Genomic DNA, 24,264 nt, shown 5'->3' on the forward strand with positions numbered 1-24,264 from the left:
TCGGTTTTGAATAATAGTCAACAGCGCGGTCCGCGCTCCGTCCCCGCACCCCGTGGCACCGAGCGGTCCCAGGCACGCCGGGCCGAACTCCTCGCGACCGGCCGCAAGCTGTTCGCCGACACCTCGTACGACGCCCTGTCCATGGACGACATCGCACGCAACGCCGGTGTCGCGAAGGGGCTGATCTACTACTACTTCACCAACAAGCGCGGCTACTACATGGCGATCATCGAGGACGCGGTCGCCGAGCTCGTCCTGCGTGCCGCCGGTGGCGTGGAGCTGCCGCGCACGGAGCGTGTCCAGCGCACCATCGACGGTTACCTGCGCTACGCGCAGCACCACCAGGCCGCCTACCGCACCATCGTCACCGGGGGAGTGGGCCACGACGCGCAGGTCCTCGCCATCAGGGACAGGGTGCGCGAGCAGCTGCTGAGCACGATCGCCGAGGGTGCCTGGGGCCGCACCGACATCCCGCCGCTGGCACGTACGGCCCTGGTGGGCTGGCTCTCGTCCGTCGAGGGCGTCACGCTGGACTGGATCGCGCACCAGGAGCTGCCCCGGGAGACGGTGTGCGACCTGGTGATCCGTACGCTGAGGCGGACCCTGGCCGTCATCGAGGAGTTCGAGCCGGCCTTCCCCGCGCCGTCCGTCGAGGACGGAGAGCGGGCGGAGGGCCAGGACGGCTGAGGGGCGTACGTACCGGCCCCCGGCCGGTCCCCCCGGGGCCGACATAGGTGGCCGCACGGTGGACACTCGTATCCAGAACCCTTCCCAACAGGGCTGAAAGGGAAGTCATGGATATCTCTGGCATCATCAGCGCGATCGTCATCGGCATCATCATCGGAGCGCTGGGCCGGCTCGTACTGCCCGGCAGGCAACGGGTCGGCATCCTGTGGACGCTCGTGGTCGGTATCGTCGCGGCGCTGGTCGGCACCGCCATCGCGGGCGCCGTGGGCGTCGCGGACACCAAGGGCGTCGACTGGCTCGAACTGCTCATCCAGGTCGCGCTGGCCGCCGTGGGGGTCGGCGTGCTCGACCGGGCGAAGGCACGCAGGTAGGGGCGCACCCGGGGGCGCCGTCGTGTGCGCGGCCCCGTGGCATGTTCGCCACGGGGCCGCGCCGGCAAGGGCCGCCCTTGGGGTGACGGCCCTCCCTTCTCGATGGCTTCGGACAGCGGGCCTCGCCGTTCCTGAGCGGCGGCTGCCTACTTGATGGCCTTGATCAGTTCCCCGTTCGCCGTGTCACCGCTCAGCTCCCAGAAGAAGGAGCCGCCGAGGCCCTGTTGGGCCGCCCAGTCGCCCTTGGCCGCGATGGTCTCGGGTGTGTCGTAGCTCCACCACTGGTTGCCGCAGTGCGCGTAGGCCGTGCCGCCGACCTTGCCCGTGGCGGGGCAGCGGTTCTTGAGGTCCTTGTAGTCCTCGATGCCCTGCTCGTACTTGCCGGGAGCCGGGCCCGTCGCCGTGCCGCCGGGCTCCGCCTGCGAGACGCCGTTCCAGCCGCGCCCGTAGAAGCCGAGACCGTAGAGCAGCTTGCCGGCCGGTATGCCGAGTCCCTTGAGCTTGGTGATCGTGGCCTCGGTGTTGAAGCCGTCCCTCGGGATGCCGTCGTACGAGGTGAGGGGGGAGTGCGGGGCCGTCGGGCCCTGGGCGTCCCACGCCCCGAAGTAGTCGTAGGTCATGGGCAGATACCAGTCGACGTACTGCGCGGCCGACTTGTAGTCCGCCTTGTCGATCTTGCCGCCGTCCGAGGCGTCGGCGGTGATCGCGGCGGTGACGAGCTTGCCGCTGAACTTCGCGCGCAGTGCCTTCATCAGGTTCGGGAAGGCGGCGGGGCCGCTCGCGTCGCAGGTGAGCCCGCAGGCGTTGGGGTACTCCCAGTCGATGTCGATACCGTCGAAGAGGCCCTTCCAGCGCGCGTCGTTGACGAGGTTGTAGCAGGACTCGGCGAACGCCTCGGGGTTCTTGGCCGCCTGGGTGAAGCCGCCCGACCAGGTCCAGCCGCCGAAGGACCAGAGGATCTTCAGGTCGGGGTGCTTCTTCTTCAGCTTCAGCAGCTGGTTGAAGTTGCCGCGCAGCGGCTGGTCCCAGGTGTCGGCCTGGCCGTCGACGCTCTGGTCGGCCGTGTACGCCTTCTCGTAGTCCGCGTAGCCGTCACCGATGGTGCACTTGCCGCCGGCGACGTTGCCGAACGCGTAGTTGATGTGCGTCAGCTTGTCGGCCGAGCCGGAGGTCTCGATGTTCTTGGCGTGGTAATTGCGCTGGTAGACGCCCCAGTTGGTGAAGTATCCGACCGTCTTGCCCGCGGCGGCCGAGGGCTTCGCCGCTGTGTCCGGGTACTCCTTCTCTCCGGCCGAGGCCGTGACCGACAGCAGGGTCGCGGCGAGCACCACGGCGCAGGCGGCGCCGACGGCGGCGAAGAGGCGGCGGCGCCGGGGCTGGAGGTGCCGTGCGCCGGGGTCGCGTGATCTGTCCGGTCCGAGCATGGTTCTCCTCGCATGTGGGGGAGCGGGGGGTGCTGCGGCCGTGGCACGTGTCCGCGCCTGGCCGGAGCGGAGCTGGCATGAACACGATCCTTACGTGTACCGGAATGTAGAAGGACTAGACCAGTGCGTCAATGGTTCGGACCAATTTCCCTGTGTGTGGCTCGAATCGGGCTCGGCTCACACGCGTACGCCGGTGACGGGCGACCCCCGATCGGGCATACTCCAATTCGCCACAGCCGCTGGTCAGCCGCCTCCGTAACCCGGAGGTGCAGTATCACGGCGGGGGCAGCGAAACCCTCCTGGCCCGCACGCGGGCCAGCTCCCCACGGCGACGCCGCCACACCCAGGCGCGTGTCCGCCGCAGCCTGACCTAAGGAGAGCGCGCCATGACGGAGCACGGTCCGCAGCCGGTGGAACGTGAACTGCCCACCCAGGAAGCCCGCGACCTGCTGACCCTCGTACGCGACCTGGCGCAGCGTGAGATCAGCCCCGTCGCGGCCGAGGGCGAGAGCACCGGCACGTTTCCCCGTGAGACGTTCAGGCTGCTGTCAGGCTCCGGACTGCTCGGTCTGCCCTACGACGAGGAGTACGGCGGCGGGGGGCAGCCCTACGAGGTCTACCTCCAGGTGCTGGAGGAACTCGCCGCCGCGCGGCTCACGGTCGGCCTCGGAGTCAGCGTGCACTCCCTCGCGTGCCATGGGCTCGCGCACTTCGGCAGCAAGGAACAGCGCGCCGAACTGCTTCCCGACATGCTCGGGGGCGGACTCCTGGGCGCCTACTGCCTCTCCGAGCCGGCGTCGGGCTCCGACGCCGCCTCGCTGCGCACCCGCGCCGTCCGTGACGGCGACGCGTGGGTGCTGGCGGGCACCAAGGCGTGGATCACGCACGGCGGCATCGCGGACTTCTACACCGTCCTCGCCCGCACCGGCGGTGAAGGCGCGCGCGGGATCACCGCGTTCCTCGTTCCCGGGGACGCCGAGGGGCTCAGCCCGGCGCCGCCCGAGAACAAGATGGGCCTGAAGGGTTCGCCCACCTCACAGCTCCACTTCGACGGCGTACGTGTGCCCGATTCCCGGCGCATCGGCGAGGAGGGCCAGGGCTTCGCCGTCGCCCTCTCCTCCCTGGACTCCGGGCGCCTCGGCATCGCCGCATGCGCCATCGGCATCGCGCAGGCGGCATTGGACGAGGCGCTCGCCTATGTCGCGGGGCGCGAGCAATTCGGCCGCCCCATCGGGGACTTCCAGGGCCTGCGCTTCATGCTCGCCGACATGGGCACCCAGATCGAGGCCGGGCGCGCGCTGTATCTGACGGCGGCACGCAAGCACGACGCGGGCAAGCCGTTCTCGCGGGAGGCGGCGATGGCCAAGCTGTTCTGTACGGACGCCGCGATGCGCGTCACCACCGACGCCGTCCAACTCCTCGGCGGATACGGCTACACCGCGGACTTCGCCGTCGAGCGCTATATGCGTGAGGCCAAGGTGCTCCAGATCGTGGAGGGCACCAACCAGATCCAGCGCATGGTCATCGCGCGCCACCTCGCGGGCCCCGAGAGCGCCCGCTGAACGGGCCGCACCGCGGCGGCCAAGTGACGCCGGAGGCGGCCGGGTTCAGGAGGGGAGCGGCTCCCCTCCTGCCTGGGCCACGTCCTCGTGCAGGTGCACGATGCGCCAGTGCCCCGTACCCGAGCGCCTCAACACCGCCGTGTTGCGTACCAGTTCCGGGCTGAACCTGCCGGGGCCGAACTCCACACGCAGCCAGTACCGCAGCACCGCCGTGTCCCCGAAGACCTCCGCCACCGGGTCGTACGCGGTCACGCCCGTCTCGGCCGGGGCGCCGCCCGGTACGGGAGCGGGGCGCGCGGCCCGTACGCGCTCCAGATCGGCCCTGCCGCGCAGCAGCCCAGGAACGGCCGAGTCCCAGATGGTGGCCTCCGGATCGAGGCACGCGTCGATGGCCTCGCGGTCACCCGTCTCGTAGGCCGCGTACATCCCCGTGAGCAGCGACCACACGACCCCGGCTTCGCCCGCGGGCTGCGGTGTGTGCGCGGCGGGGGTGTGCGGTTCCGGGATGTGCGGTTCCGGGGTGTGCGGTGTGTGCGTGGGCATGCGGTCGCGGGGCTCCTTCTTGTGGTGGGGCGGGCCGCTCACGTTAGCCAGCGGGCCCCGGTGCGCCGCGCACCGTGTGCGCTCTCCGGCCGTGCTCGGCGCACCTGGGCCGCGCCCGGCGGCTGGGTAGCGTCTCGACGATCCCCAGACGGAGCCGGGAGGCGGCATGACATACAGGGTTGCCATGGACATCGGTGGCACCTTCACCGACGTGGTCGCGTACGACGAGGAGCGGGGCACTTTCGCCGCGGCGAAGGCGGCGACCACGCCTGCCGACCTCGCCGAGGGCGTCTTCGCCGCGCTCGGCAGAGCCGTGGAATCACCGGGCGACATCTCGTTCTTCGTGCACGGCACCACCCAGGGGCTCAACGCGCTGCTGGAGCGCAAGGGCGCGCGCGTGCTCCTGCTGGCCTCGGCCGGGATGCGCGACGTCTACCACATCGCGCGCGGCAACCGCGACCGCATGTTCGACCTCAAGTACCGCAAGCCGACGCCCCTGGTGGACCGCTCCGCCACGGCCGAGGCGGGCGGGCGGCTCGACTCGCGCGGCACCGAGACCGAGCCACTGGACGAGCGGGCCGTACGCGCGGCTGCCGCCCGCGCGCGCGACGAGGGGTTCGACGCCGTAGCCGTCTGCCTGCTGTTCGCCTACGCCAACCCGGCGCACGAACTGCGCGCGGGCGAGATCCTCCGCGAAGAGTTGGGGGACGACGTCCTCGTGGTCCTCTCCCACCAGGTGGCCCGGGAATGGCGCGAGTACGAGCGGACCTCCTCCGCCGTGCTGGAGGCGTACACGGGCCCTGTCGTGCGGGGCTACCTCAACCGGATCGAGGACCGCTTCGCCGCACGCGGACTGACCGTCCCCGTGCAGGTCATGCAGTCGTCGGGCGGCATCGTCAACGCCTCCTTCGCCCGTGTCCACCCCCTCCAGACGCTGCTGTCGGGGCCCGTCGGCGGCACCATGGGAGGAACCGCGGCCGGCGCACTGCTCGGCCGCCCCAACGCCATCTGCGTCGACATGGGCGGCACCTCCTTCGATGTCTCCCTCGTCCTCGACGGCCGCCCCGATGTCTCGTCGGAGGGCGCGGCCGACGGCTTCCCCGTGCTGATGCCGCTGGTCAACCTGCACACGATCGGTGCGGGCGGCGGCTCGCTCGCCTATGCGGAGGCGGGCGGACTGCGCGTGGGACCCGAGTCGGCCGGCGCCGTACCCGGGCCCGCCTGTTACGGGCGCGGCGGCACCCGTGCCACCGTCACGGACGCCAACGTCGTACTGGGACGTGTCGACCCCGACTGGTTCGCCGGCGGACACATGACCCTCGACACCGGCGCCGCGCATACGGCTGTCGCTTCCCTGGCGAATGAACTGGGCCTGGAAACAGGGGAGTTGGCGAGCGGTATCTGTGACGTGGCGAACGCCAAGATGGCCCAGGCGATCCGCACCCTCACCGTCGAACACGGCCGTGAACCGCGCGAGTTCGTGCTGCTCGCCTTCGGCGGCGCGGGACCCGTGCACGCCGCGGCACTCGCGCGCGAGCTGGGCATCGACGAGGTCGTCGTACCGCGCTTCCCGGGGGCCTTCTCCGCGTGGGGCATGCTCGGTACCGAGGTGAGGCGCGACCTCGTCCGGCAGTTCTTCACCCCCGGCGACGCACTCGACGGCGCCGCCATGTCCGGGGCACTCGGTTCGCTGGAGACCGAGGCACGCCACGCACTCGCCGAACAGGGGGTGCCCGCCGAGCGGCGGCGCGTCGAACACGCCGTCGACATGCGGTACGAGGGCCAGGACTACACGCTGACCGTGCCGCTCTCCGGCGCCGGCGAACCCGCGGACGAGGGGTTCGGCGCCGAGGCGGCCCGGCGCTTCGCCGCGCTCCACGCGCGCCGCTACGGCCATGCCACCCCCGAGGCGCCCGTCGAGTTCGTCACCCTGCGCACCACGGCGTTCGGCGGCCTGCCGGGGATGACGCCCGAGCCCTACGCGCCCGAACCGGCACCCGGCGGGGCCGCCGCGGCGACCGTCAAGCGCGTCACCTTCGACGGCACAGCGCACGACACCCCCGTCCTGCGCCGCGAACACCTCGCGCCCGGCACCCATGTGCCCGGACCGGCCGTCGTGGTCGAGGCCACCTCCACCACCGTGATCCCGCCGGACTCGGCCGCCACGGTCGACCCGAACGGCTTCCTCGTTCTCAAGATCGGAGCTGCCGCGTGACCGCCGAAGCCCGTACCGCCGATGCCCGTACCGCCGAAGCGCGCACCACCCGAACCCGTACGGCCGGAGCGCGTACCGCCCAGGTCCACCCCATCGACCCCGTGACCACGGAGATCATCCGCTGCGCGCTGCTCCAGGCCGCGGAGGACATGAACACCACGCTCATCAGGTCCGCTTACACGCCCACCATCTACGAGGCCAAGGACTGCGCCGTCGCGCTCCTGGACCGGGACCACCATGTGCTCGGCCAGTCCTCGGGGCTGCCGATCTTCCTCGGGAACCTGGAGGAGTGCACCCGCGCGACCGAGCGCATGTACGGCGCCGAGGTCTGGCGCCCCGGTGACGTGTGGCTCCTCAACGACTCGTACATCGGCGGCACCCACCTCAACGACGTCACCGTCTACGCGCCGATCTTCAGCGGGGAGGGGGGCAGCGAGGAGCTGATCGGGTTCGCCGCCTCGCGGGCCCACTGGATCGACATGGGTTCCAAGGACCCCGGCGGCTCGATGGACTCCACCACCATCTACCAGGAGGGCCTGCGCATGGGCCCGTTGAAGGTCTACGAGGCGGGTGAGCCCTGCGAGCTGACCCACCAGCTCATCGCCACCAACGTGCGTTTCCCGCAGCCGACACTCGGTGACATGCGGGCCCAGGTCGCCTGCGCGCGTACGGGAGCACGCCGGCTCACCGAGATCGTGGAGCGGTGGGGCACCGGCACGGTGCTCGCGGCCCGTGACGCGATCTTCGCGCAGACCGAACGTCTGGAGCGCGAGCAGATCGCCGCCATCCCCGACGGCACCTACGAGGCCACGGGTCATCTCGACAACGACGGCATCGACCTCGGCACCCCGCTGCGGGTCACCGTGCGGGTCGAGATCGCGGGCGAGCGTATGACCGTCGACGTCACCGACTGCGCCGAGCAGGCGACGGGGCCCGTCAACTGCGGCGCGGCGCAGACCGTCGCCGCCTGCCGCGTCGGCTACAAGCTGCTGGTGAGCGGCGAAGTGCCCCTCAACGGCGGCTCGTTCAGGCCGCTGGAGGTGCTGACCAGGCCCGGAACCATGCTCGCGGCCGTCGAACCTGCGGCCTGCCAGTACTACTACTCGCACCTGGGCCTCGTCATCGACCTCGTCGTACGCGCCCTCGCGCCCGCCGTGCCCGAGCGCGCCGCGGCGGCCAGCTACGGCGACTCGATGATCGTCCAGCTGACCGGCACCGACCCGCGTACGGGCAAGCTGTTCGTCTCGCAGGAGGCGACGGTCGGCGGCTGGGGTGCGTGGGACGCGCAGGACGGCGAGTCCTGCCTGATCAACAACGTCAACGGCTCCCTGCGCGACATGCCCGTCGAGGTGCTGGAGACGCTCTTCCCCGTACGTGTCGAGGAGTACACGGTCCGCACGGACTCCGGCGGCGCGGGACGCACCCGGGGCGGGAACGGTGTCGTACGGCAGTACCGCTTCGCAGCCGACCAGAAGCTCTCGCTGTGGTGGGAGCGTTCGGTCACTCCCGCGTGGGGCCTGTTCGGCGGCGAGGACGGCACCCCGCCCCGCGTCACCCTCAACCCCGGTACGCCGGACGAACGTTCGCTGCTGAAGGCCAACGCGCTCGCCGTGCGCGCGGGCGACGTCCTGCGCTGCGAGTCGGGCGGCGGAGGCGGTTACGGTCCGGCCGCCGAACGGGCGGCGGACGCCGTACGCGAGGACGTACGCCAGGGACTGCTGACACCCGGAGCAGCGGTGAGCGCCTACGGCTCCGGCGAGCGGGAGACCTCCGGAGGCTGATCCGGCACAACTCCCCGGCGCGGAGGCCCCGTCCACCCGCCTGTGAGGGCACGCGTCTCACCCGCCGGTGAGGCCCGCGTCGCGGCACAGCAGTGCCGCCTGGACCCTGTTGCCGACGTCCAGGGCCGTGAGGATGCGGCTGACGTGGGCCTTGACGGTGCTCTCGCGCATGCCCAGGCGCTGGGCGATGTCGGCGTTGGGCACGCCTTCGGCGAGCAGGCCCAGTACGTCCCGCTCGCGCGGCGTGAGCCGGTCGACGCGGGCCCGTGCCGTGCTGGAGGCAGGGCGTGTCTCCCGGTGGAAGCGGTCGATCACCCTGCGGGCGGCCGAGGGATGGAGCATCGCGGAGCCGGACGCGACCACGTGCACGGCGCGGAGAATCTCGGGCGGGTCGGCGTCCTTGAGCAGGAACCCGTCGGCTCCGGCCGCGAGCGCGTCGTACACGTACTCGTCCAGATCGAAGGTGGTCAAGGTGATCACGTGCGGCGGCCTGGGGAGCGCGCGCAGTCTCGCGGTCGCCGCGATGCCGTCCAGCCGGGGCATCCGCACATCCACCAGCGCCACATCGACCTGGCGTTCAGCGGCACGTTCGACGGCCTCCAGCCCGTCGGCTGCCTGCGCGACGACCTCGACGTCGGTATCGCCTTCGAGGAGGTCGGTGAGTCCGAGGCGGACGAGGGCGTCATCGTCGACGATCATGGCGCGGATCAACGGAGTTCCCCGTTCATGGAGTTGAGAGAATTCAGGGAGTCGGGGGAGTCGAGGGAATTCATGGGGTTGCGGGAGCCCGGGGAGTCCAGGGAGCCCTTCTGGAGGTCGGCCGGCTGGGGGATGCGGGCGGCCACCCGCCACGTTCCGTCCTCACGCGCCCCCGTCTCCAGGTGTCCGCCCAGCGCCTCGACGCGTTCGGCCAGGCCGACGAGACCGAAGCCGGGCGGTACGCCGGTCGGTACGGCCGAACGCGGGTGCCCCGGGCCGGAGTTGGTGACCTCGACGAAGGTCGCGGGCGGCCCGTACGTCACGCTGACCCCCGCCGGGGAGCCGCCCGCGTGCTTGCGCGCGTTGGTCAGCGCCTCCTGCACCAGGCGGTACACCGCGAGCTGGTGCGCGGCCGGCACCCGCGCGGGGTCGCCCTCGACGGCCGCCTCGACCTGCTGTCCCGCCGCACGTGCCTCGGCCAGGAGCCCGTCGATCTCGCGCAGCGCGGGCGCCGTGGAGCGGCACTCCGGATCGCGGAGCGCGCCCAGTACGTCGCGCAGGTCGCCGAGCGCCTCGGTCGAGGCCGTACGCAGCAGCGCCACACGCTCGGCCACCGCCTCGGGCAGCCCGTCCCCGCGAGTGGTCAGTACGCCGGTGTGCAGCGCGATCAGGCTCAGACGGTGTGCGAGTACGTCGTGCATCTCGCCGGCGATGGCGGCACGTTCGGCCAGCCGCGCCGCCTGTTCGCGCAGCTCCCGTTCGACGCGCAGGTGCTCCACGCGGGCCGCGAGCGCCTCCACCAGCCGGCGCCTGTTGCCCGCCCACAGCCCGAGCACGACCGCGAGGACCAGCGGCAGCGCGGGCCCGTAGGCACGGGTCATCCAGAGGCCGGCCTCCGGAGTCAGCAGGATGTTCACGCCCAGTGCGGCGACCACGCAGCACAGCGCCTCACGGACGCGGTGCCGGGTCGCGAGGCCGAACACCCCCACCAGCAGCGGCAGGAGCAGCGCCCACCCCGCGGCGGCGACCACGGTGACCACCGCGACGGCACGCGGCCATCTGCGCCGCCCCGCCAGCGCGAGACCGGCGGCGAGCGCGGCGACGACGGGCGGATCACCGAGGCCGCCCCCGCCGGCCCCGACGCTCGCCTCCTGTGCGGAAACGGCCGTCACCACCGCCACCAGCGCGGCGTCCGCACCCACGGTGCGGAGCCACCTGTGCCGTTCCGTAGACCGGAACCACCAGTTCCATCGGGTCACCAGAAGGCCGCCGCATACGCTCACCCGCCCACCGTAGGCAGCCGCAGCGCGCCTCCACTTCCTCCGTTCGGAGGGGACGGGCCCCGACCTTCGTAGGGGGTGACCGTCGCAGGAAGGCGGATTCTGGAGCCGCTCGGCCTTCCTAGTTTCGGGTCCATGGACGACCGTGAGACCCCAGCCGCCCCTGCCCCGGCAAGGCGCGGCCCCGAAACCCTGATGTTCCTGGCCGAAGCCCTACGGGACATCCGCACCACCGGCGCCGTCGCACCCAGCGGACGCCGCCTGGCCCACCTGCTCACCGAACCGCTGCGGGGGCGGCAGGACAGCGCGCTGCGGGTGCTGGAGGCGGGAGCCGGAACCGGCTCGGTCACCCGTTCCCTCATTCCGCTTCTGGGCCCCGACAGCCATCTGGACATAGCGGAGGCCAACCCCCGCTTCGCCGCGCGCCTCTCCCGCCTCGTGAGCGCACACCCCGGTCAGGCCGCCGACGGGCCGGCGCCCTGCGGGGTCCGGGTGCACCCGGAGCGCGTCGAGCGGCTGGAACCCGGACAGGGTTACGACGTCATCGTCTCCGGGCTGCCCTTCGCGAACTTCGCCCCCGCGGACGTTGAGACGATCATGGACCGCTATCTGGAACTGCTGCGTCCCGGCGGCACACTGACCTACTTCTCCTACCTCGGCACCGCGGCGGTCCGCCGCCTGCTGCCCCGCGCGCGCTGCGCCAGGCACCGTGAGGTGGAGGCGCTCATGGACGGATACCGGCGCCGCTGCGGCGCCACCTCCAGGACCGTCCTCGCCAACCTCCCGCCCGCGAGGGTCTGGAGCCTGCCGAGCCCTCTGCGTCCCCCGGGCCGCTTCCTACCGGACCCCTTCGCCGAGCAGCACGCGGGCGTCGCCGGGGAGTACGCCGCCGCTCGGGATGCGGCCGAGCGGGACGCGGGGGAGCAGGGTGCGGGCGCCGGACGAGGTGTCGTCCGGCGCGGACGGGATGCGGCCGGGCGCGGGGCGCGCCGGGATGGGGCAGGGGCCGGGGCTGGGGCTGGGGCGACCGGGACCGGGGCCGGGCCCGGCGCGGGGGCAGGGACCGTGACCGGGTCCGGCACAGGGGCCGGGGCAGGGGTGTCACGGTGAGTACGCCGGCGCAGTTCCTCGGCGTGGTGCCGCCGCTCGCCGCGTACGCCGTACTGGGTGCCGCGGTCCTGGCCGAGTCCGTCCTGCTGGTCGGGGCCTTCGTGCCCACGCTCACCGCCCTCGTGACGGCGGGCGCGCTCTGCCGCACGGGCACCCTGTCACTGCCCGTTGTCCTGGCGGTCTGTGTGGCCGCCGTCGTGACCGGGGACGGGCTGGGTCACCGCGCAGGACGCAGGCTGGGCCCGCGGCTGCGGACCGGACGGCTCGGGCGCCGGGTGCCCGAGGCCGCCTGGCTGCGGGCCGCCTCGGCGATGAGCGCACACGGTGGCAGGGCCGTGCTGGTCTGCCGCTTCCTTCCCGTCCTGCGTACCGTCGCCCCGTGCCTGGCAGGTGTCGCAGGGCCCTCCTTCCGCCGTATCGCCCCCTACAGCGCCGTCGGCGCCGTCCTCTGGGCGGGTGCCGAGACAGGAGCCGGCTACGCAGCCGCCCACCTCACCGCTTACGGCCGGGCCGCGCCTCTCCTGGCCGGAGCCGTCGCGCTCGTGGCCGCCGGCGCGATCGGCGTGCGGAGAGCGCTGCCCCGGGCGGGGTCAGGGCGTCGGTTCAGCCCTGTTCGGCGCCGAGCAGCACCCGGCACGCCAGATGCAGCGCCAGGCGCTGACGCGGGTCGTCCGGGTCGAAGCCCAGCGACCGGATCCGTTCCAGCCGTGCCGCCACGGTGTTGCGGTGCACCCCGAGCACCCCGGCAGCGGCCGTGGGCGCCGCTCCGGCGTCGAGCACGACGGCCAGCGTGCGCAGGAGGCTGCCGTCCTTGTCGGCGGCGAGCAGCGGTGCCAGCACCACGCGCGCGGGGCCCCTCAACTCCTCGTCGGGGACGGCGGACAGCAGCCGGGCAGCGCCCATACGGTCGGCACGTACGACGGTTCCGGGACCCGAGGCAGCCGCGAAGCCCGCCGCGGCGTCGGCCTCGGCGAGCGCCTGGCCCAACTGCGCCATCCCCGTGACGGGGCCCGCCACACCTCCCGCGCCCGGCAGCCTCGCCCCGAGCGCGTCCAGCGCCCTCCCGAGCCGCTCCGCACCCCAGTCCTTCGCCCTCTCTTCTCCGGTGTCCCCGTGTCCGGAACCTCCGTGTCCGGTGTCCCCATATCCGGTGTCCCCGTGCCCCGCGCGGTGTGCGTCCGGCACCGTCTCCCAGGTGGCCCAGGCAGTCGCCGTATCGCCCGTGTGTTCCCCGCGTTCCCCGTACGCCACCAGCGGTACGCGCATTCCCGTGCGGGCCCACAGCGCGCGCAGCGCCGCACCCGCGCCCGGTTCCGGCCGGCCGCCCACCGGGCGCAGTACGTACACGACGAACGGCCCCCGTACCGGCAGCCCCAGCGCCGCCACCTCGGCCAACAGGCCCTCCGGAGCTGTACTCCCGCCGGTCCCGCCGGTCCCGCCAGAGCTACCGGTCCCGTCGGTGTGGCAGGGCCCGGCGCCCGTGCCGTCGCCGGTTCCGTACCGTGCCGTGCCGTGCGAATCCTGTGAGGGACCGCTCCCTTCCCCGAACCCCGCCTGCGCCGCGAGGAGTTGACGCAGCAGCAGCGCCGACCTGCTGCCCGTGCGTTCGTCGGCGAGGCGGCGCGAGGCCGCCCACGCGGTCAGTGGTGCGACGGCCAGCCGCAGGACCTCCTCGACCGTTCCGCTCCAGCCCTCGGTACGCGCGCGTGTACGGGCGACCAGCACGCCCAGCACCTCGCCCGCGGGGCCCGGCACCTCCAGCCGCACAGGGCACCCGGCGCGTCCGCCGCCCTCCTCCTCAAGTGCCGTGCGCCGGCCCGCCAGCAGGTCTCCGGCCGTGCTCGTGAGCGCGACGGAGGTCGCGGGCAGCACCTCGTGCAGCGCGCCCAGTACCCGTCCCGCGTGCGCGCCGGCCGCGGCGACACGGCGGGCAGCCGCGGCCAGCAGTGCCGTACGGCCCGCGTCGGGCTGCGCCACGGCCGACGCGATCCGTACGGCGGCGTCCAGCGCGTCCCCGCCCTCGTCGATCAGCAGCAGCGGCAGCCCGAAGCGGTCGGCCAGCGCGCCGGCCGACACCGGCTGCGCGGCGGAGTCCGCCACCACCACACACGCAGCCGCGTGCTCCCACGCCGTACGCAGCGCCATCTCCACCGCCCAGCCGGTCTCCGCCACCTGGCCCGTGAGTACGACGGCGGTGTGCGGCCTGAGCGAGTCCAGCGCCTCCAGCCGGTCCACGATCCGTACGGAACGCACCTCGGCCGTGCGCCCCGCTGCCCCGTACATCCGCACGCCGGGCAGCGGTCCGCGCTCGACGAGTTCGGCAACCGTGAGCGCGGGGCCGCCGGGCGAGGGCGCTGGGCTCCCGTTCATCACGGCTCCTCCTGTGCGACGGGGGAGAGCGGGCCGAGGCCGCCGCCGCGTGCGAGGCGCCGCCCCTCCGGTGTGCGCCAGGCGGGCGCCGCCGGGATCACGACGACCTCCACCTCGATGCCGGGTCGTGCGCGTTCGACATCGAGCACCCTGCCGTCTGCGGGGGACACCATCAGGATCTGGTCAGGTACGGCGGCGACGGGGGCGCCGTCGGCCAGTGCGAGCAGCACCTCGTTGTGCGCCTCCAGGCGTACGCGCCGCTCCAGGCCCTCCGTCTCGGCCACGACCACGCTCGTCGGGCGGGAGGGCAGCGCCTCCGGCTGCTCCTGCGGTTCGGCGCCCCCGCCCGGGTGTTCGACGCCCACGATCCTGCCCCGGCACAGCCGCCGCGCTCCCCAAGGTTCGAACAGCGCGTCCGTGCCCCGGGCGTGCGTGGCCGGGACGTGCGTGCCCTCCGCTTTCGCGCCCCCGGCGGTCCTGCTCGCGGTGTTCTTGCCCGCGGTGTTCTTGCCCCCGGTGGTCCTGCTCCTGATGTTCCCGCTCCCGGTGTTCCTGCTCCCGATGTTGCTGCCTCCGGCGTCTCCGAGCTGGGTGTGCGTGCCGCGGGCGCCTGCCGCGAGCGCGCGGGTGACGGTTCCGGGGACGGCGGAGGCGGCGAGCGCGGTGCCGTCCATGGCGTAGCAGGCGGCGACGGCCCAGCCGCCCGCCGCCAGTACCAGCGGGCGCACCAGCTCCTCGATACGGCTGCCCGCCGCCTCGATCACCACCACGTCACCGGCCGGTGTCGCCAGCGCCAGCGGCGCCGCCTCCACCCCGGCCAGCGTGAACGTGGTCTGTTCCAGCAGTGGCAGCACCCGCCCGCACCCGTCGCCGTCCACCAGCGGCAACCCGGACCCCGCGGCGCAGACGAAGGACAGCAGCGCGTTCTCCGCCGCCATGTTCAGCGGAACGAGCGCCTCGGCACGCCGCCCCAGCCGCCGCTCCAACGCCCGCACGGCGCGCACCGGTTCCGCACCCAACGGCAGCCGCTCGGCCAGCGCCGTCGAGGAGCCCACCAGCGAGACCGCCACACACAGGCGCCCGGCTCCCGCCCCTTCGACCGGAATCAGCGGCACCGGGCCCCGGTCCCGGACGGCGGCGCGCGCCAGGTCGAGCACCGTGCGGAACGACGAGGGCTCGGCACCAGCGGCCAGCACCAGCGCGCCGGACGCGAGGTGTTCCAGCTCCTCGGGACCGATGCGCGCGGGGGTCATGAGGCCGTACCCGCGGGGTCGCCCGTGGCGCTGACGCGGACGCGGTGCACACCGCGCGGGAGGTAGGAGACGGGGGAGTGGGTGACCCGGTCGACGCGCACGCTGTCCGGATCGGCCCCCGCTGCGACGGCCCTGGTGAGTGCCTGCCCGCACAGCTGGTCGCGCAGGCGCGCGAACTCCGCGTCCCCTGCGGCCACGACGACACGCTCCAGCTCCACACGGGTCGTGCCGCGCGCCGCGCCGTAGGCCGTCGCCCTCAGCGCTCCCCGCGCCACCGCCTCCGGTGCGCCCGCCGCACGGGCCGCGCCTCCCGCGTACAACAGGGCCCCGCCGGGCGCCCGTTCGGTGACCCCGGCGACCAGCCAGGCGACACGCGCCGGCAAGTCGCCGTCACCCTCACCCTCACCCTCGCCCCCGATGGCCTCTTCCCCGCCGCTCCAGCTCTCGCCGCCGTTCCCGTTCCAGCTCTCGCCGCCGCGCTTGCCCTGGCCGTTGCCCTCGCCGCCGCGGTCGCTCTCGCCGTTGCCGTCGCGCCCGGGTACCGCCCGTTTCGGCAGCGTGTCCATGCGGGGCAGCCCGTGTTCCATCCATACGCCGCCTGGCCCGAGGCCCGCCTCACCGGGTTCCGGTTCGCCGTCCGTGAGCGCCGCGCAGCGCACCTCGTACGCGCCCGCGTCCACGACGACGGCCCGGTCGGCGCCCGCCGGCGCAGCCGCGCCGCGCAGGGCGCAGGCCGCCGTCGAGGCGGAGGCGATCACCGGGTAACGGCGGAAGTACTCGCCGGAGACCAGCCCTCCGTCGTTGCGTGCCCAGGCGACGGGGGCGCTGAGACCGTGTGCGTGCAGCGCGTGTCCGACCTCGCGGGTGAGCGTCTCGGCCCAGTCCCACAGCGCCGCGTTCATGACGGTCGCGTTCTCCCGTTCCCGCAGTCCGGAGCCGCCGATCTCGTGCGAGAGGCTGATACGGGCGCCGGGCACGGTCGCGGCCAGTATCTCGGCCGCCGTGAGTTCCGGTGCGGCCCTGGCGGCGGCTCCGGCGGCGCAGAGCGCGAACGCGTTCCTGCCCGCAGCCGCCGCCCGTTCCGCGAACTCCCGTACGGCGTCCCGGTCGAGGGGCGCCAGCTGCCTGCCCGTCATCGAACTGCCGCCGTCCGCCACGCCACTCAACCCGCCGACGGCGCGCGCCGTCGCATCCGGCCAGCCGGTGAGCGGGGCCAGCGCGGGATGGGAACCGGGCGAGATCCGCAGCACGGCGACGGGCCCGAGCGGTGCGGGCACCCGCGCGAAGTCCGTGGTGAGGCACACCGCTTCCACACCGTTGCCCTCCAGGCATCCGGGCGCGGCGGCGCCGAGTGCCTGGAGCACGGCCGTGACGCTCGCACCCGCGCCCGCCCGGCTCGGGACGGCCGCCTCGGCCGTGACCCGGCCGTTCCGCTCCACCAGGACGGCCACGCTGGTGGCCCGTCCGATGTCGATACCCAGTCTCACCCGTACGATCCTGTCACTCGTCTCCCAGCACCCCCCTTCCGGCCGGACAGGCCCCGCCCGGCCGGCCCTCCGGCAGAGCTCCCGGCGGGGCACCCCCTGGCAGGGCCCCGGCAAGGCAGGCCCTTCCCGGTCAGGCCCCCGCACGGGCGTGGGCATCACGGCCGGGCGTGAGGATTACGGCCGGGCGTGGGGCATCACGGGCCACGGCTGCTCCGGGGCCACGGCTGCTCCGGGCCGCGCCGGGCCGCGCCGGCCGCGCTACTCCAGGCCGCGCCCTTCCGTCTCCGGCAGCGGTGCGGCCACCAGCAGCGCCACCAGCAGGAAGGCGGTGATGAACAGCACCGTCGGGGTGAAGCCCGTCGCCCGCGCGAGCAGGAACCCCACCACGGAGGGCGCCAGCGAGGTGGCGAGGAGCTGGGCCGAGGTGGCCCACGAGTAGCCGGTCGCGCGCAGCGCCGTGGGGTAGAACTCGCCGTTCCAGGTGTTCCACACGCCCCACGCGCCGAGGCTGAAGAAGGACAGCGCGAAGTTCGCGACGTAGAGCTGGACCATGTTCGCCGAGCAGGCGAAGGCGATCCCGCTCACCGCCGCAGCGGCGACGTAGGGGAGGAAGACCTTCTTGCGCCCGTAACGCCCCGTCAGCAGCGAGGCCGACACATAGCCCGGGATCATGCACAGCGCGCTCAGGCACACGAAACCGAGGCTCGCCGACATGCTCAGACCCTTGTCCTGGAGCAGGGTCGGCAGCCAGGTCTGCAGGCCCCAATAGCCCCAGTTGAACGTGAAGTTGACGACGAGCATCGGCACCGTGATGCGCGCCAGCGGCCCCCGCAGCAGCTCGGCCGGCCGCCCCGCCTTCTCCTGAACGCCCCCGGTGGCGAAGACCGTTCCCTCCGGTACGTCGGCGCCCAGGCCGCGCAGCACGGCTGCGGCGCGCGCGTGCTGCCCGCGCCCCGCCAGCCAGTAGGGCGACTCCGGTACCCAGGCGCGGATCGCGAAAGCCCACAGCCCGGCCACCGCGCTCGCGATCACCACGGCGTGCCAGCCGATGCCGCCGAGCAGCTGTGTCGCGCCGACCGCTGCGAGCGTGCCGATGGGCCAGCCGATCGAGAGGTAGACCGCGGCACGCCCTCGCGTCCGTGTCGGCAGGAGTTCGAGGAAGTAGGGGAACGTCACTGTGTAGATCCCGGCCAGGGCGAGCCCGGAGAGCACCCGGATGGCCAGCAGCGTCGCGAAGTTGGGCGAGAACGCGCTGGCGAGCGCGATCACCCCGTAGGCGGACAGGCTCCACAGGCACACGGCCCGCCGTCCGATGCGGTCCGAGACAGGCCCCCACACCAGGCAGCCGGGGATCATGCCGAGCGCGACCGCCGAGAGGACCCAGCCGACCCTGCCGCTGTCGATGCCGAACTCGCCGCCCAGGTCGCCGGCGACATAGACCAGCGCGAGCTGCTCCCACGACTCGATGACGAAGGCCATGAACAGGGCCACACCGATCAGGAGATGGCCACGCGTGAACGGCATACGGTCGAAGTACGTGCCGACAGCCGGAAGCCGGGGCTCCTCCGTTGTGGCTCCGGACTCTGCTGACGTTGCGCTCACCGGGCGCCTCCAGGCTCGTTACGTTCCCCACCGACGGCCACCCGCCAGCCGGACACCCGCCGCGAGGGCCACCCGCCGCGGACGGACACCTGCCGCGGACGGACACCGCGACATCCGCCGTGACGGACACCGCCGCGACGGACCCCCGCCGGGGCGGGCGGCGATGGCGGCACAGTAGACACCGGCCGGCCCACCCCGCTGTGCGCGGAGCACACCGTGCGCACACACCCCGGTGCCCTGCGCCCGTTCCCGCGCCGCGTGCCCCGCAGTCGAGGAGCCCGCCCGCCGATCGACGGCCGATCGACGGCCGCCCGCCCGACCACCTGCCCGACCACCCGGCCGGAGGCGCGTGTTCCGGTCACCGCGCGTTCCTGCCGCGTACCGGCGAGGGCCACTTCCCCCACACCCGTGCGTCTGAGACTCTCCCGAAGGTCCCCTCCCCGCCCGCCGCGCACCAAGGGCGCCGGGGCCGCGCACACACCTGGACAAGCCCGCTCCCACTCACCGGAGGCGCCCCATGACCGCAGCCCGTTTCTCCCGCCGCGGCGGAATCCGTACGGCAGCGGCGGCGGCCCTGGCCATGCCGCTCGCGGCACGGGGCGTGACCGCGCACGCGGCACCCTCGGGGGAGGGGGCACCTTCGGCCGAGGCGGCGTCAGCGGGTGCGGGGGAGGGCGGCGCCCTGCGGACGATGACGTTCAACCTGCGTTACGCCTCGGACACCCCGCCCCACAGCTGGCCCGAACGCCGCCCCGTCACCCGTGCCCTGCTGCGCCGTGAGGAGCCGCATCTGATCGGTACGCAGGAGGGGTTGTACGCGCAGCTCAAGGACATCGCGGCGGACCTGGGCAGACCCCGCTACGACTGGATCGGGACGGGCCGCGCGGGCGGCAGCCGGGACGAGTTCATGGCGGTCTTCTACGACACGCGGCGACTGCTCCCGCTCGAATACGATCACTTCTGGCTCTCCGACCAGCCCCGCCTGATCGGCTCCGCGACGTGGGGCAACACCGTCATCCGGATGGTCACCTGGGTACGCTTCCGCGACCTGCGTACGGGCCGCGAGCTGTACCACCTCAACACCCACTTCGACCACCAGAGCCAGCCGTCCAGGGAGCGTTCGGCCGCACTCGTCGCCGACCGCCTCGGCGGGCTGGACCCGGCACTCCCGCGCCTGATCACCGGCGACTTCAACGTCCCGGCCCACGGCAACCCCGTCTACGACACGCTGGTCGGCGAGGGCAAGCTGACCGACACCTGGGACACGGCCGAGTCCCGCAGCAAGCTGTACGCCACCTTCCACGGCTACAAGCCGCTCGTGCCCGACGGCGAACGCATCGACTGGATCCTCGCCTCGCCGAAGGTCCGCGTCCGGCGAGCCGAGATCAACACCTACGCGCGCGACGGCCAGTTCCCCAGCGACCACCTCCCCGTACAGGCGTTGGTCGACCTGTGAGCGCGGCGCGGGCCACGGCCGGGTGCGCGCAGGGCCCCGGAGCGCGGGTCACGCGCCCGCGGCCTCGCGTACCTCGTCCACCACCTTCGAGCTGAGCGCCGCACGCACCAGTCCGCCCGCGAGGCGTGCCAGATCGTCCTCGGCGACGAGCTTCGCCAGCCGCTCGGCCGACTCCGGCAGCCCGAGCTTCGCCGCGCCCTGGAGCGCCTTGCGGTCGAGGCAGGGGCGGTACTCGGGCCACACGGCCTGCGCCTCGCGCAGAAAGATCGACACCCCGACGGGCCCGATCCCGGGCACCTCGCGCAGCGCCTTCTCCGGATCCTCGGTCTTGCGGAGCTTGCGCAGGTCCCCGCCGTACGTGTCGATCAGCAGCTCGGCGCCGTCGCCGAGCATGGTGGCGGTGCGCTCGTCGTAGCGCCGGTAGCCGCCTTCTCCCAGCGCGTCCACCCGCTGCTGCCACGTCGCGTCCGCCATCCGGCGCGGGTCCCGCATCCCCGCTTCGGACAGCGCCCTGGCCGCGGCCACGGCGATGTCGGACCTGATCCGCGCACTGAGCAGCAGCGCGAGCACCAGGGTCCGGTAGAGCGGAGAGGGCGTGTCCCGCAGGGTGATGCCGGCCTCCTCCGCGTACGTCTGCCCGTGCCGCTCCAGCAGCTCCCGTACGACGGCCCTGTCCTTCTTCGTGCCCGCTGAGCTGGTTGTACTGGTCATGAACGCCTCCTCGGTGCGGCGGGTTCCCCGCGTGCGGGGGATCAACGCGTTCAGCCTTTCCTCACCGCACAGCCCCCGGAAACCGCCCCGCCCCGCTCACGGACCGCCGGCACGCGAGGCCCCCGCTCACCGGCCCGCGCGCACAGGCCCTGCCTCTCAGACCCCGCGCCCACCGTCCGCCACGTCCGGCAGGGACCCCGCCACGTCCGGCACGGGCACCGGCACCGAGCCCTCCGTCAGGGACCTGGCCCCCGCGACCCCCACGAGGGAGGCCGCCACCGCCGTCCGTACCGGTACGCGGGGTGCCGCCCCCTCGGTGACGGTGCGCCAGAACGCCTCGACCACGCGCGCCGTGCCCTCCTCCATCCGGCTCACGGCGTTGCCCCCGACCCGAACCGGGGGCGGCGTCCGCACCTCGTCACGGAGTGAACCCCCGTGCGCCCACGGCTCGTTGCGCAGCCGTACGGACCACGAGTCCTCGCCCGGGGCGCGCAGCGACTCGGCCAGCCCTTGGCTGCCGCGTACCGACAGCCACGACCAGTGGCTGTCCGGCTCACCCTGCAAGAAGGTCTGCCGGGTGACCGCCAGCGCGCCGGTGGACAGCCGCGTGACCAGCACGACCGCCATCGGCCGCGCAGCCGTCCCCACCGGGTGCGCCGTCACCTCGACGGGCCGGGCGCCTGTGACATCCAGTACGGGCGTGAGGGTGTGCGTGCAGTACGCGGTGGGGGAGACACGGCCGCGCCAGTGGGCCGGATCACCGGCCAGCGCCGCGATTCCGGCGGGCGCGAGACCGTGCACGTAATCGCATTCGATCAGCTCGACGTCGCCGACGGCGCCCTCGGCCACCAGGCCGCCGATCAGCCGCACATGCGGGTGCTCGACGTAGTTCTCGGCGAAGGAGTACGAGGCGGGGGACCGGTCGGCCGCCTCGATCAGCGCCCTGCCCTCGTCCTCGGTCACGCACGCGGCGCACTCGCTGAGCACATGGACGCCCCGCTCCAGGAAGCGCAGCGCCGGCTCGGCGTGCGCGTCGAAGTCATGGGCCAGTACGACGGCCTCCACGTCGGCCTCGGCCAGTTCCTCCCAGCCCCGCGCGGCACGCGCCGAGGGGAACTCGCCGGCCGCCTCCGCGAGCAGCCCGGGATCCGGATCGCACACGGCCGCCACCTCGAAGCCGACCCGCCTGCACCAGCGCGCCAGCACCAGCCCGCGCCGCAGCCCCACCACCATCACCCGTGCCATGCGCCCACCTCACCGCGAACAGCCGTACGGGGCAAACGAATTGCCGGGCCCTGGCTCCCTCCAGAGAGCTGACGTACCGTCAAGAAACTCCGCCGCCGGGCCCGCACCCCGGGCGAAGCCGCTCACCAGCGACAGGCCCCACGCCGAAACCGGGAGGCAGACAGTGGCCGACGACCGCCCGATCGCACTCGACGAGTACCCCGTACACCAGGTTCCGCTCTCCATGCGCCATGTCGCCACCGGCGACCGCAACGCCTACGACCGGTGCATCTTCCAGGTCTTCGACCACGCGGGCACCGCTCTCCTCCTCACCGGGCTCGGCGTCTACCCCAACACCGGTGTCATCGACGCGTACGCCACCCTCAGCGGCGGCGGTACGCTCCTGGCCGTACGCGCCTCCGACGCGCTCGGCGACGACCGCACCCGGCTCGCCGTCGGCCCCCTCCACATCACCGTCGAGGAGCCACTGCGCCGCTTCCGCCTCCACTGCGCGGCGGCGCCGGACGACCCCCAGGGGCTCTCCTTCGACCTCGTATGGAGCGCCGCCTTCCCCGCGCTGTGGGAGCCGCACCACACCCAGCGCAGGGGCGGGCGCCTCACCCTCGAAGCGTGCCGCTTCGTCCAGGCGGGCACCGTCACCGGCACCCTGACGGTCCGGGGCATCACGACCACCCTCGCGCCGGGGGAGTGGACGGGAACCCGCGACCGCAGTTGGGGCACCCGTCCCATACCCGGCGAGGACGGCGGCAGGGCGGCGGACGAACATCCCACCGAGGGGTTCCACTGGCTCTGGTGCCCCGTCCGCTTCGAGGACCGCTTCCTGATGGTGCTCCTCCAGGAGGACGCCGACGGCCACCGCACGCTCAACGACGCCGTAGAGGTGCGCGAGGGCCACCCCGACCGCCAACTCGGCTGGCCCCAGGCCGACATCGCCTACACCCCGGGCACCCGGCACCCCGAGAGCGCCGTCATCCACCTGGCAGGCGCCGCACGCAAGCCGCTCGAACTGCACGCCCGCACCCTCGTCTCCTCCCCGCTCGCGCTCGGCGCCGGATACCCGCCGGCCGACGACTGGCAGCACGGCACCTGGCAGGGGAGGGGGTGGAGCGACCGCAGGACCTACGATCTCGCCGACCCCGCCGCGCACCCACGCGCCGCCTACGGCGTCACCGACCACTCGGCCCGCTTCACCCTCGAAGGGCAGACCGGATACGGGGTGTTCGAGCACGGCAGCTTCGGCCGCCACGAGCCCAGCGGCTTCACCGGATACGGCTCCGTCGCACCCGGCGGGGAGGCGCGCTCATGACCCCGGCCCACATCGGCAGGCCCGCGCGGCACACCCAGGCGGCGCCCCGGCCCGGTGACCCCCGGCCCCGCACGACCACGCGCGACCCGGGTGAACTGGCCGCCCGTCTCGACGCGTGGCTCGCCACGCGCCTGCCCGGAGCCCGCGCCCTGGACCCCGTCGTGCCGGACAGCAACGGCATGTCCAGCGAGACCGTACTGTTCGGCCTCGACCACCCCCACGCACCCGTCACAGGCTGCGCCCTGCGCCTCGCGGCCGACCCCGCCGCCTACACGGTCTTCCCCCGCTACGACATGGCACGGCAGTACCGCACCATGCGCCTGGTCGCCGAACACACCGACGTACCCGTGCCGCGCACGCTGTGGCTGGAGGAGGACGAGGGCCCGCTGGGCGCACCGTTCTTCGTCATGGAACGCGTCGAGGGCAGAGTGCCGCCCGACGTCATGCCGTACACGTACGAGGGCAACTGGCTGTATGCCGCCACCGAGGCGGAACGCGCCGGCCTCCAGGCCGCCACCGTCTCCGTGCTGGCCCGCCTCCACGACCAAGTGCCGGTCGAGGAAGCCGGGTTCCTCGCGGCGCCCGGCGCCGGATCGCCGCTGCGCCATCACGTGGAGGCCCAGCGGGCCTACTACCACTGGGTCGTCGCGGGGCGTGCGCGCTCACCCGTCATCGAGCGCGGGTTCGCCTGGCTGGAGGCCAACTGGCCGCAGGAAGAAGGCGAAACGGTCCTCAGCTGGGGCGACGCGCGTATCGGCAACATCGTCTACGACGGATTCGCACCCGCAGCCGTCCTGGACTGGGAGATGGCCGCGCTCGGCCCGCGCGAACTCGATCTGGCCTGGACGGTCTATCTCCACCGGTTCTTCCAGGACCTCACCGAGTCCGCGGGGCTGCCGGGGATTCCCGGCCTTCTGCGCCGCTCAGAGACCGAGCGGCGCTACGCGGAACTCACCGGACACACGCCGCGCGCCATGGACTTCCACACTCTCTACGCGGCGCTGCGCCACGCCGTCGTCATGCTCCGTATCGCCTACCGCCGCGTCCACTTCGGGGAGGCGGCGACACCGGTGGATCCGGACGACCTGATCATGCACCGCCACACCCTCGAAGCCATGCTCGACGGCGACTACTGGCGGGCGGTGGACGACGACTGACGCAC

General features: G+C 73.4%; 19 protein-coding genes and 1 pseudogene. 10 read left to right on the plus strand and 10 right to left on the minus strand.

What is annotated here, in order from left to right; translation table 11 throughout:
• The first annotated feature begins 6 nt into the window (after positions 1-6).
• Both NMN56_RS05015 and NMN56_RS05020 read left to right on the plus strand, forming a co-directional pair.
• Positions 7-687 carry a TetR/AcrR family transcriptional regulator gene (locus NMN56_RS05015; RefSeq protein WP_274039152.1) on the plus strand — a complete coding sequence of 227 codons (681 nt, stop codon included), beginning with the start codon at positions 7-9 and terminating at the stop codon, positions 685-687.
• A gap of 107 nt (positions 688-794) precedes the next feature.
• Complete coding sequence (locus NMN56_RS05020; RefSeq protein ID WP_274039153.1) at positions 795-1,058, plus strand: GlsB/YeaQ/YmgE family stress response membrane protein; 264 nt, start codon at positions 795-797, stop codon at positions 1,056-1,058.
• A 146-nt stretch (positions 1,059-1,204) separates the two neighbouring features.
• On the opposite strand, the gene NMN56_RS05025 is transcribed toward NMN56_RS05020, so the two are convergent.
• The gene (locus tag NMN56_RS05025; protein WP_274039154.1) at positions 1,205-2,482 is read right to left on the minus strand and encodes a glycoside hydrolase family 18 protein; all 1,278 of its coding nucleotides are present in this window, start codon (positions 2,480-2,482) and stop codon (positions 1,205-1,207) included.
• Positions 2,483-2,868: 386 nt separating this feature from the next.
• Here NMN56_RS05025 and NMN56_RS05030 point away from each other — a divergent pair, with 386 nt between their 5' ends.
• Positions 2,869-4,044, plus strand: a complete 1,176-nt coding sequence (locus NMN56_RS05030; protein ID WP_274039155.1) for an acyl-CoA dehydrogenase family protein — start codon at positions 2,869-2,871, stop codon at positions 4,042-4,044.
• A 45-nt stretch (positions 4,045-4,089) separates the two neighbouring features.
• On the opposite strand, the gene NMN56_RS05035 is transcribed toward NMN56_RS05030, so the two are convergent.
• On the minus strand, positions 4,090-4,587 hold the full coding sequence (locus tag NMN56_RS05035) for a YybH family protein (protein WP_274039156.1): 498 nt from the start codon (positions 4,585-4,587) through the stop codon (positions 4,090-4,092).
• Positions 4,588-4,753: 166 nt separating this feature from the next.
• Between NMN56_RS05035 and NMN56_RS05040 the strand changes: the two genes are divergently transcribed.
• Both NMN56_RS05040 and NMN56_RS05045 read left to right on the plus strand, forming a co-directional pair.
• Complete coding sequence (locus NMN56_RS05040) at positions 4,754-6,802, plus strand: hydantoinase/oxoprolinase family protein (RefSeq protein ID WP_274039157.1); 2,049 nt, start codon at positions 4,754-4,756, stop codon at positions 6,800-6,802.
• Positions 6,799-8,583: a hydantoinase B/oxoprolinase family protein gene (locus NMN56_RS05045; protein WP_274039158.1), complete on the plus strand. Its 1,785-nt coding sequence runs from the start codon at positions 6,799-6,801 to the stop codon at positions 8,581-8,583. Before NMN56_RS05040 ends, NMN56_RS05045 begins: the two co-directional genes overlap by 4 nt.
• 57 nt (positions 8,584-8,640) lie before the next feature.
• Here the strand turns inward: NMN56_RS05045 and NMN56_RS05050 are convergent, their stop codons facing one another.
• Positions 8,641-9,294, minus strand: coding sequence for a response regulator (locus tag NMN56_RS05050; RefSeq protein WP_274039159.1), 654 nt, complete (start codon positions 9,292-9,294; stop codon positions 8,641-8,643).
• Complete coding sequence (locus NMN56_RS05055) at positions 9,291-10,484, minus strand: sensor histidine kinase (RefSeq protein WP_274039160.1); 1,194 nt, start codon at positions 10,482-10,484, stop codon at positions 9,291-9,293. Before NMN56_RS05055 ends, NMN56_RS05050 begins: the two co-directional genes overlap by 4 nt.
• A gap of 213 nt (positions 10,485-10,697) precedes the next feature.
• Here NMN56_RS05055 and NMN56_RS43005 point away from each other — a divergent pair, with 213 nt between their 5' ends.
• Positions 10,698-11,672, plus strand: a complete 975-nt coding sequence (locus tag NMN56_RS43005; protein WP_347178575.1) for a class I SAM-dependent methyltransferase — start codon at positions 10,698-10,700, stop codon at positions 11,670-11,672.
• Positions 11,673-11,773: 101 nt separating this feature from the next.
• A pseudogene (locus NMN56_RS05065) lies at positions 11,774-12,139 on the plus strand (DedA family protein); the annotation flags it as partial.
• Positions 12,140-12,275: 136 nt separating this feature from the next.
• On the opposite strand, the gene NMN56_RS05070 reads toward NMN56_RS05065, so the two are convergent.
• From NMN56_RS05070 to NMN56_RS05085, 4 genes are all read right to left on the minus strand, one after another.
• The gene (locus NMN56_RS05070; protein WP_274039161.1) at positions 12,276-14,042 is read right to left on the minus strand and encodes a PucR family transcriptional regulator; all 1,767 of its coding nucleotides are present in this window, start codon (positions 14,040-14,042) and stop codon (positions 12,276-12,278) included.
• Positions 14,042-15,295 carry an S-methyl thiohydantoin desulfurase domain-containing protein gene (locus tag NMN56_RS05075; RefSeq protein WP_274039162.1) on the minus strand — a complete coding sequence of 418 codons (1,254 nt, stop codon included), beginning with the start codon at positions 15,293-15,295 and terminating at the stop codon, positions 14,042-14,044. The genes NMN56_RS05070 and NMN56_RS05075 overlap by 1 nt, the downstream gene beginning before the upstream one ends.
• A complete protein-coding gene (locus NMN56_RS05080) occupies positions 15,292-16,782 on the minus strand; it encodes a hydantoinase/oxoprolinase family protein (RefSeq protein ID WP_274039163.1) in 1,491 nt (496 codons plus the stop codon). Before NMN56_RS05080 ends, NMN56_RS05075 begins: the two co-directional genes overlap by 4 nt.
• 258 nt (positions 16,783-17,040) lie before the next feature.
• Entirely contained in the window at positions 17,041-18,384 is a 1,344-nt protein-coding gene (locus NMN56_RS05085) for an MFS transporter (RefSeq protein ID WP_274039164.1), read from the minus strand.
• Between the two features lie 517 nt (positions 18,385-18,901).
• Here NMN56_RS05085 and NMN56_RS05090 point away from each other — a divergent pair.
• A complete protein-coding gene (locus NMN56_RS05090; RefSeq protein ID WP_274039165.1) occupies positions 18,902-19,840 on the plus strand; it encodes an endonuclease/exonuclease/phosphatase family protein in 939 nt (312 codons plus the stop codon).
• A gap of 48 nt (positions 19,841-19,888) precedes the next feature.
• Here NMN56_RS05090 and NMN56_RS05095 read toward each other — a convergent pair whose 3' ends face one another.
• On the minus strand, positions 19,889-20,551 hold the full coding sequence (locus NMN56_RS05095; protein ID WP_274039166.1) for an HhH-GDP family DNA glycosylase: 663 nt from the start codon (positions 20,549-20,551) through the stop codon (positions 19,889-19,891).
• A 156-nt stretch (positions 20,552-20,707) separates the two neighbouring features.
• Positions 20,708-21,796, minus strand: coding sequence for a Gfo/Idh/MocA family protein (locus NMN56_RS05100; protein ID WP_274039167.1), 1,089 nt, complete (start codon positions 21,794-21,796; stop codon positions 20,708-20,710).
• A 163-nt stretch (positions 21,797-21,959) separates the two neighbouring features.
• Between NMN56_RS05100 and NMN56_RS05105 the strand changes: the two genes are divergently transcribed.
• The gene (locus NMN56_RS05105) at positions 21,960-23,102 is read left to right on the plus strand and encodes an Rv3169 family protein (protein ID WP_274039168.1); all 1,143 of its coding nucleotides are present in this window, start codon (positions 21,960-21,962) and stop codon (positions 23,100-23,102) included.
• The gene (locus NMN56_RS05110) at positions 23,099-24,259 is read left to right on the plus strand and encodes a phosphotransferase family protein (protein ID WP_274039169.1); all 1,161 of its coding nucleotides are present in this window, start codon (positions 23,099-23,101) and stop codon (positions 24,257-24,259) included. The genes NMN56_RS05105 and NMN56_RS05110 overlap by 4 nt, the downstream gene beginning before the upstream one ends.
• The last annotated feature ends 5 nt before the right edge of the window (positions 24,260-24,264 follow it).

It is taken from the genome of Streptomyces iconiensis (assembly GCF_028657195.3).
In the GTDB taxonomy this organism is placed as follows: Bacteria; Actinomycetota; Actinomycetes; order Streptomycetales; family Streptomycetaceae; genus Streptomyces; species Streptomyces iconiensis.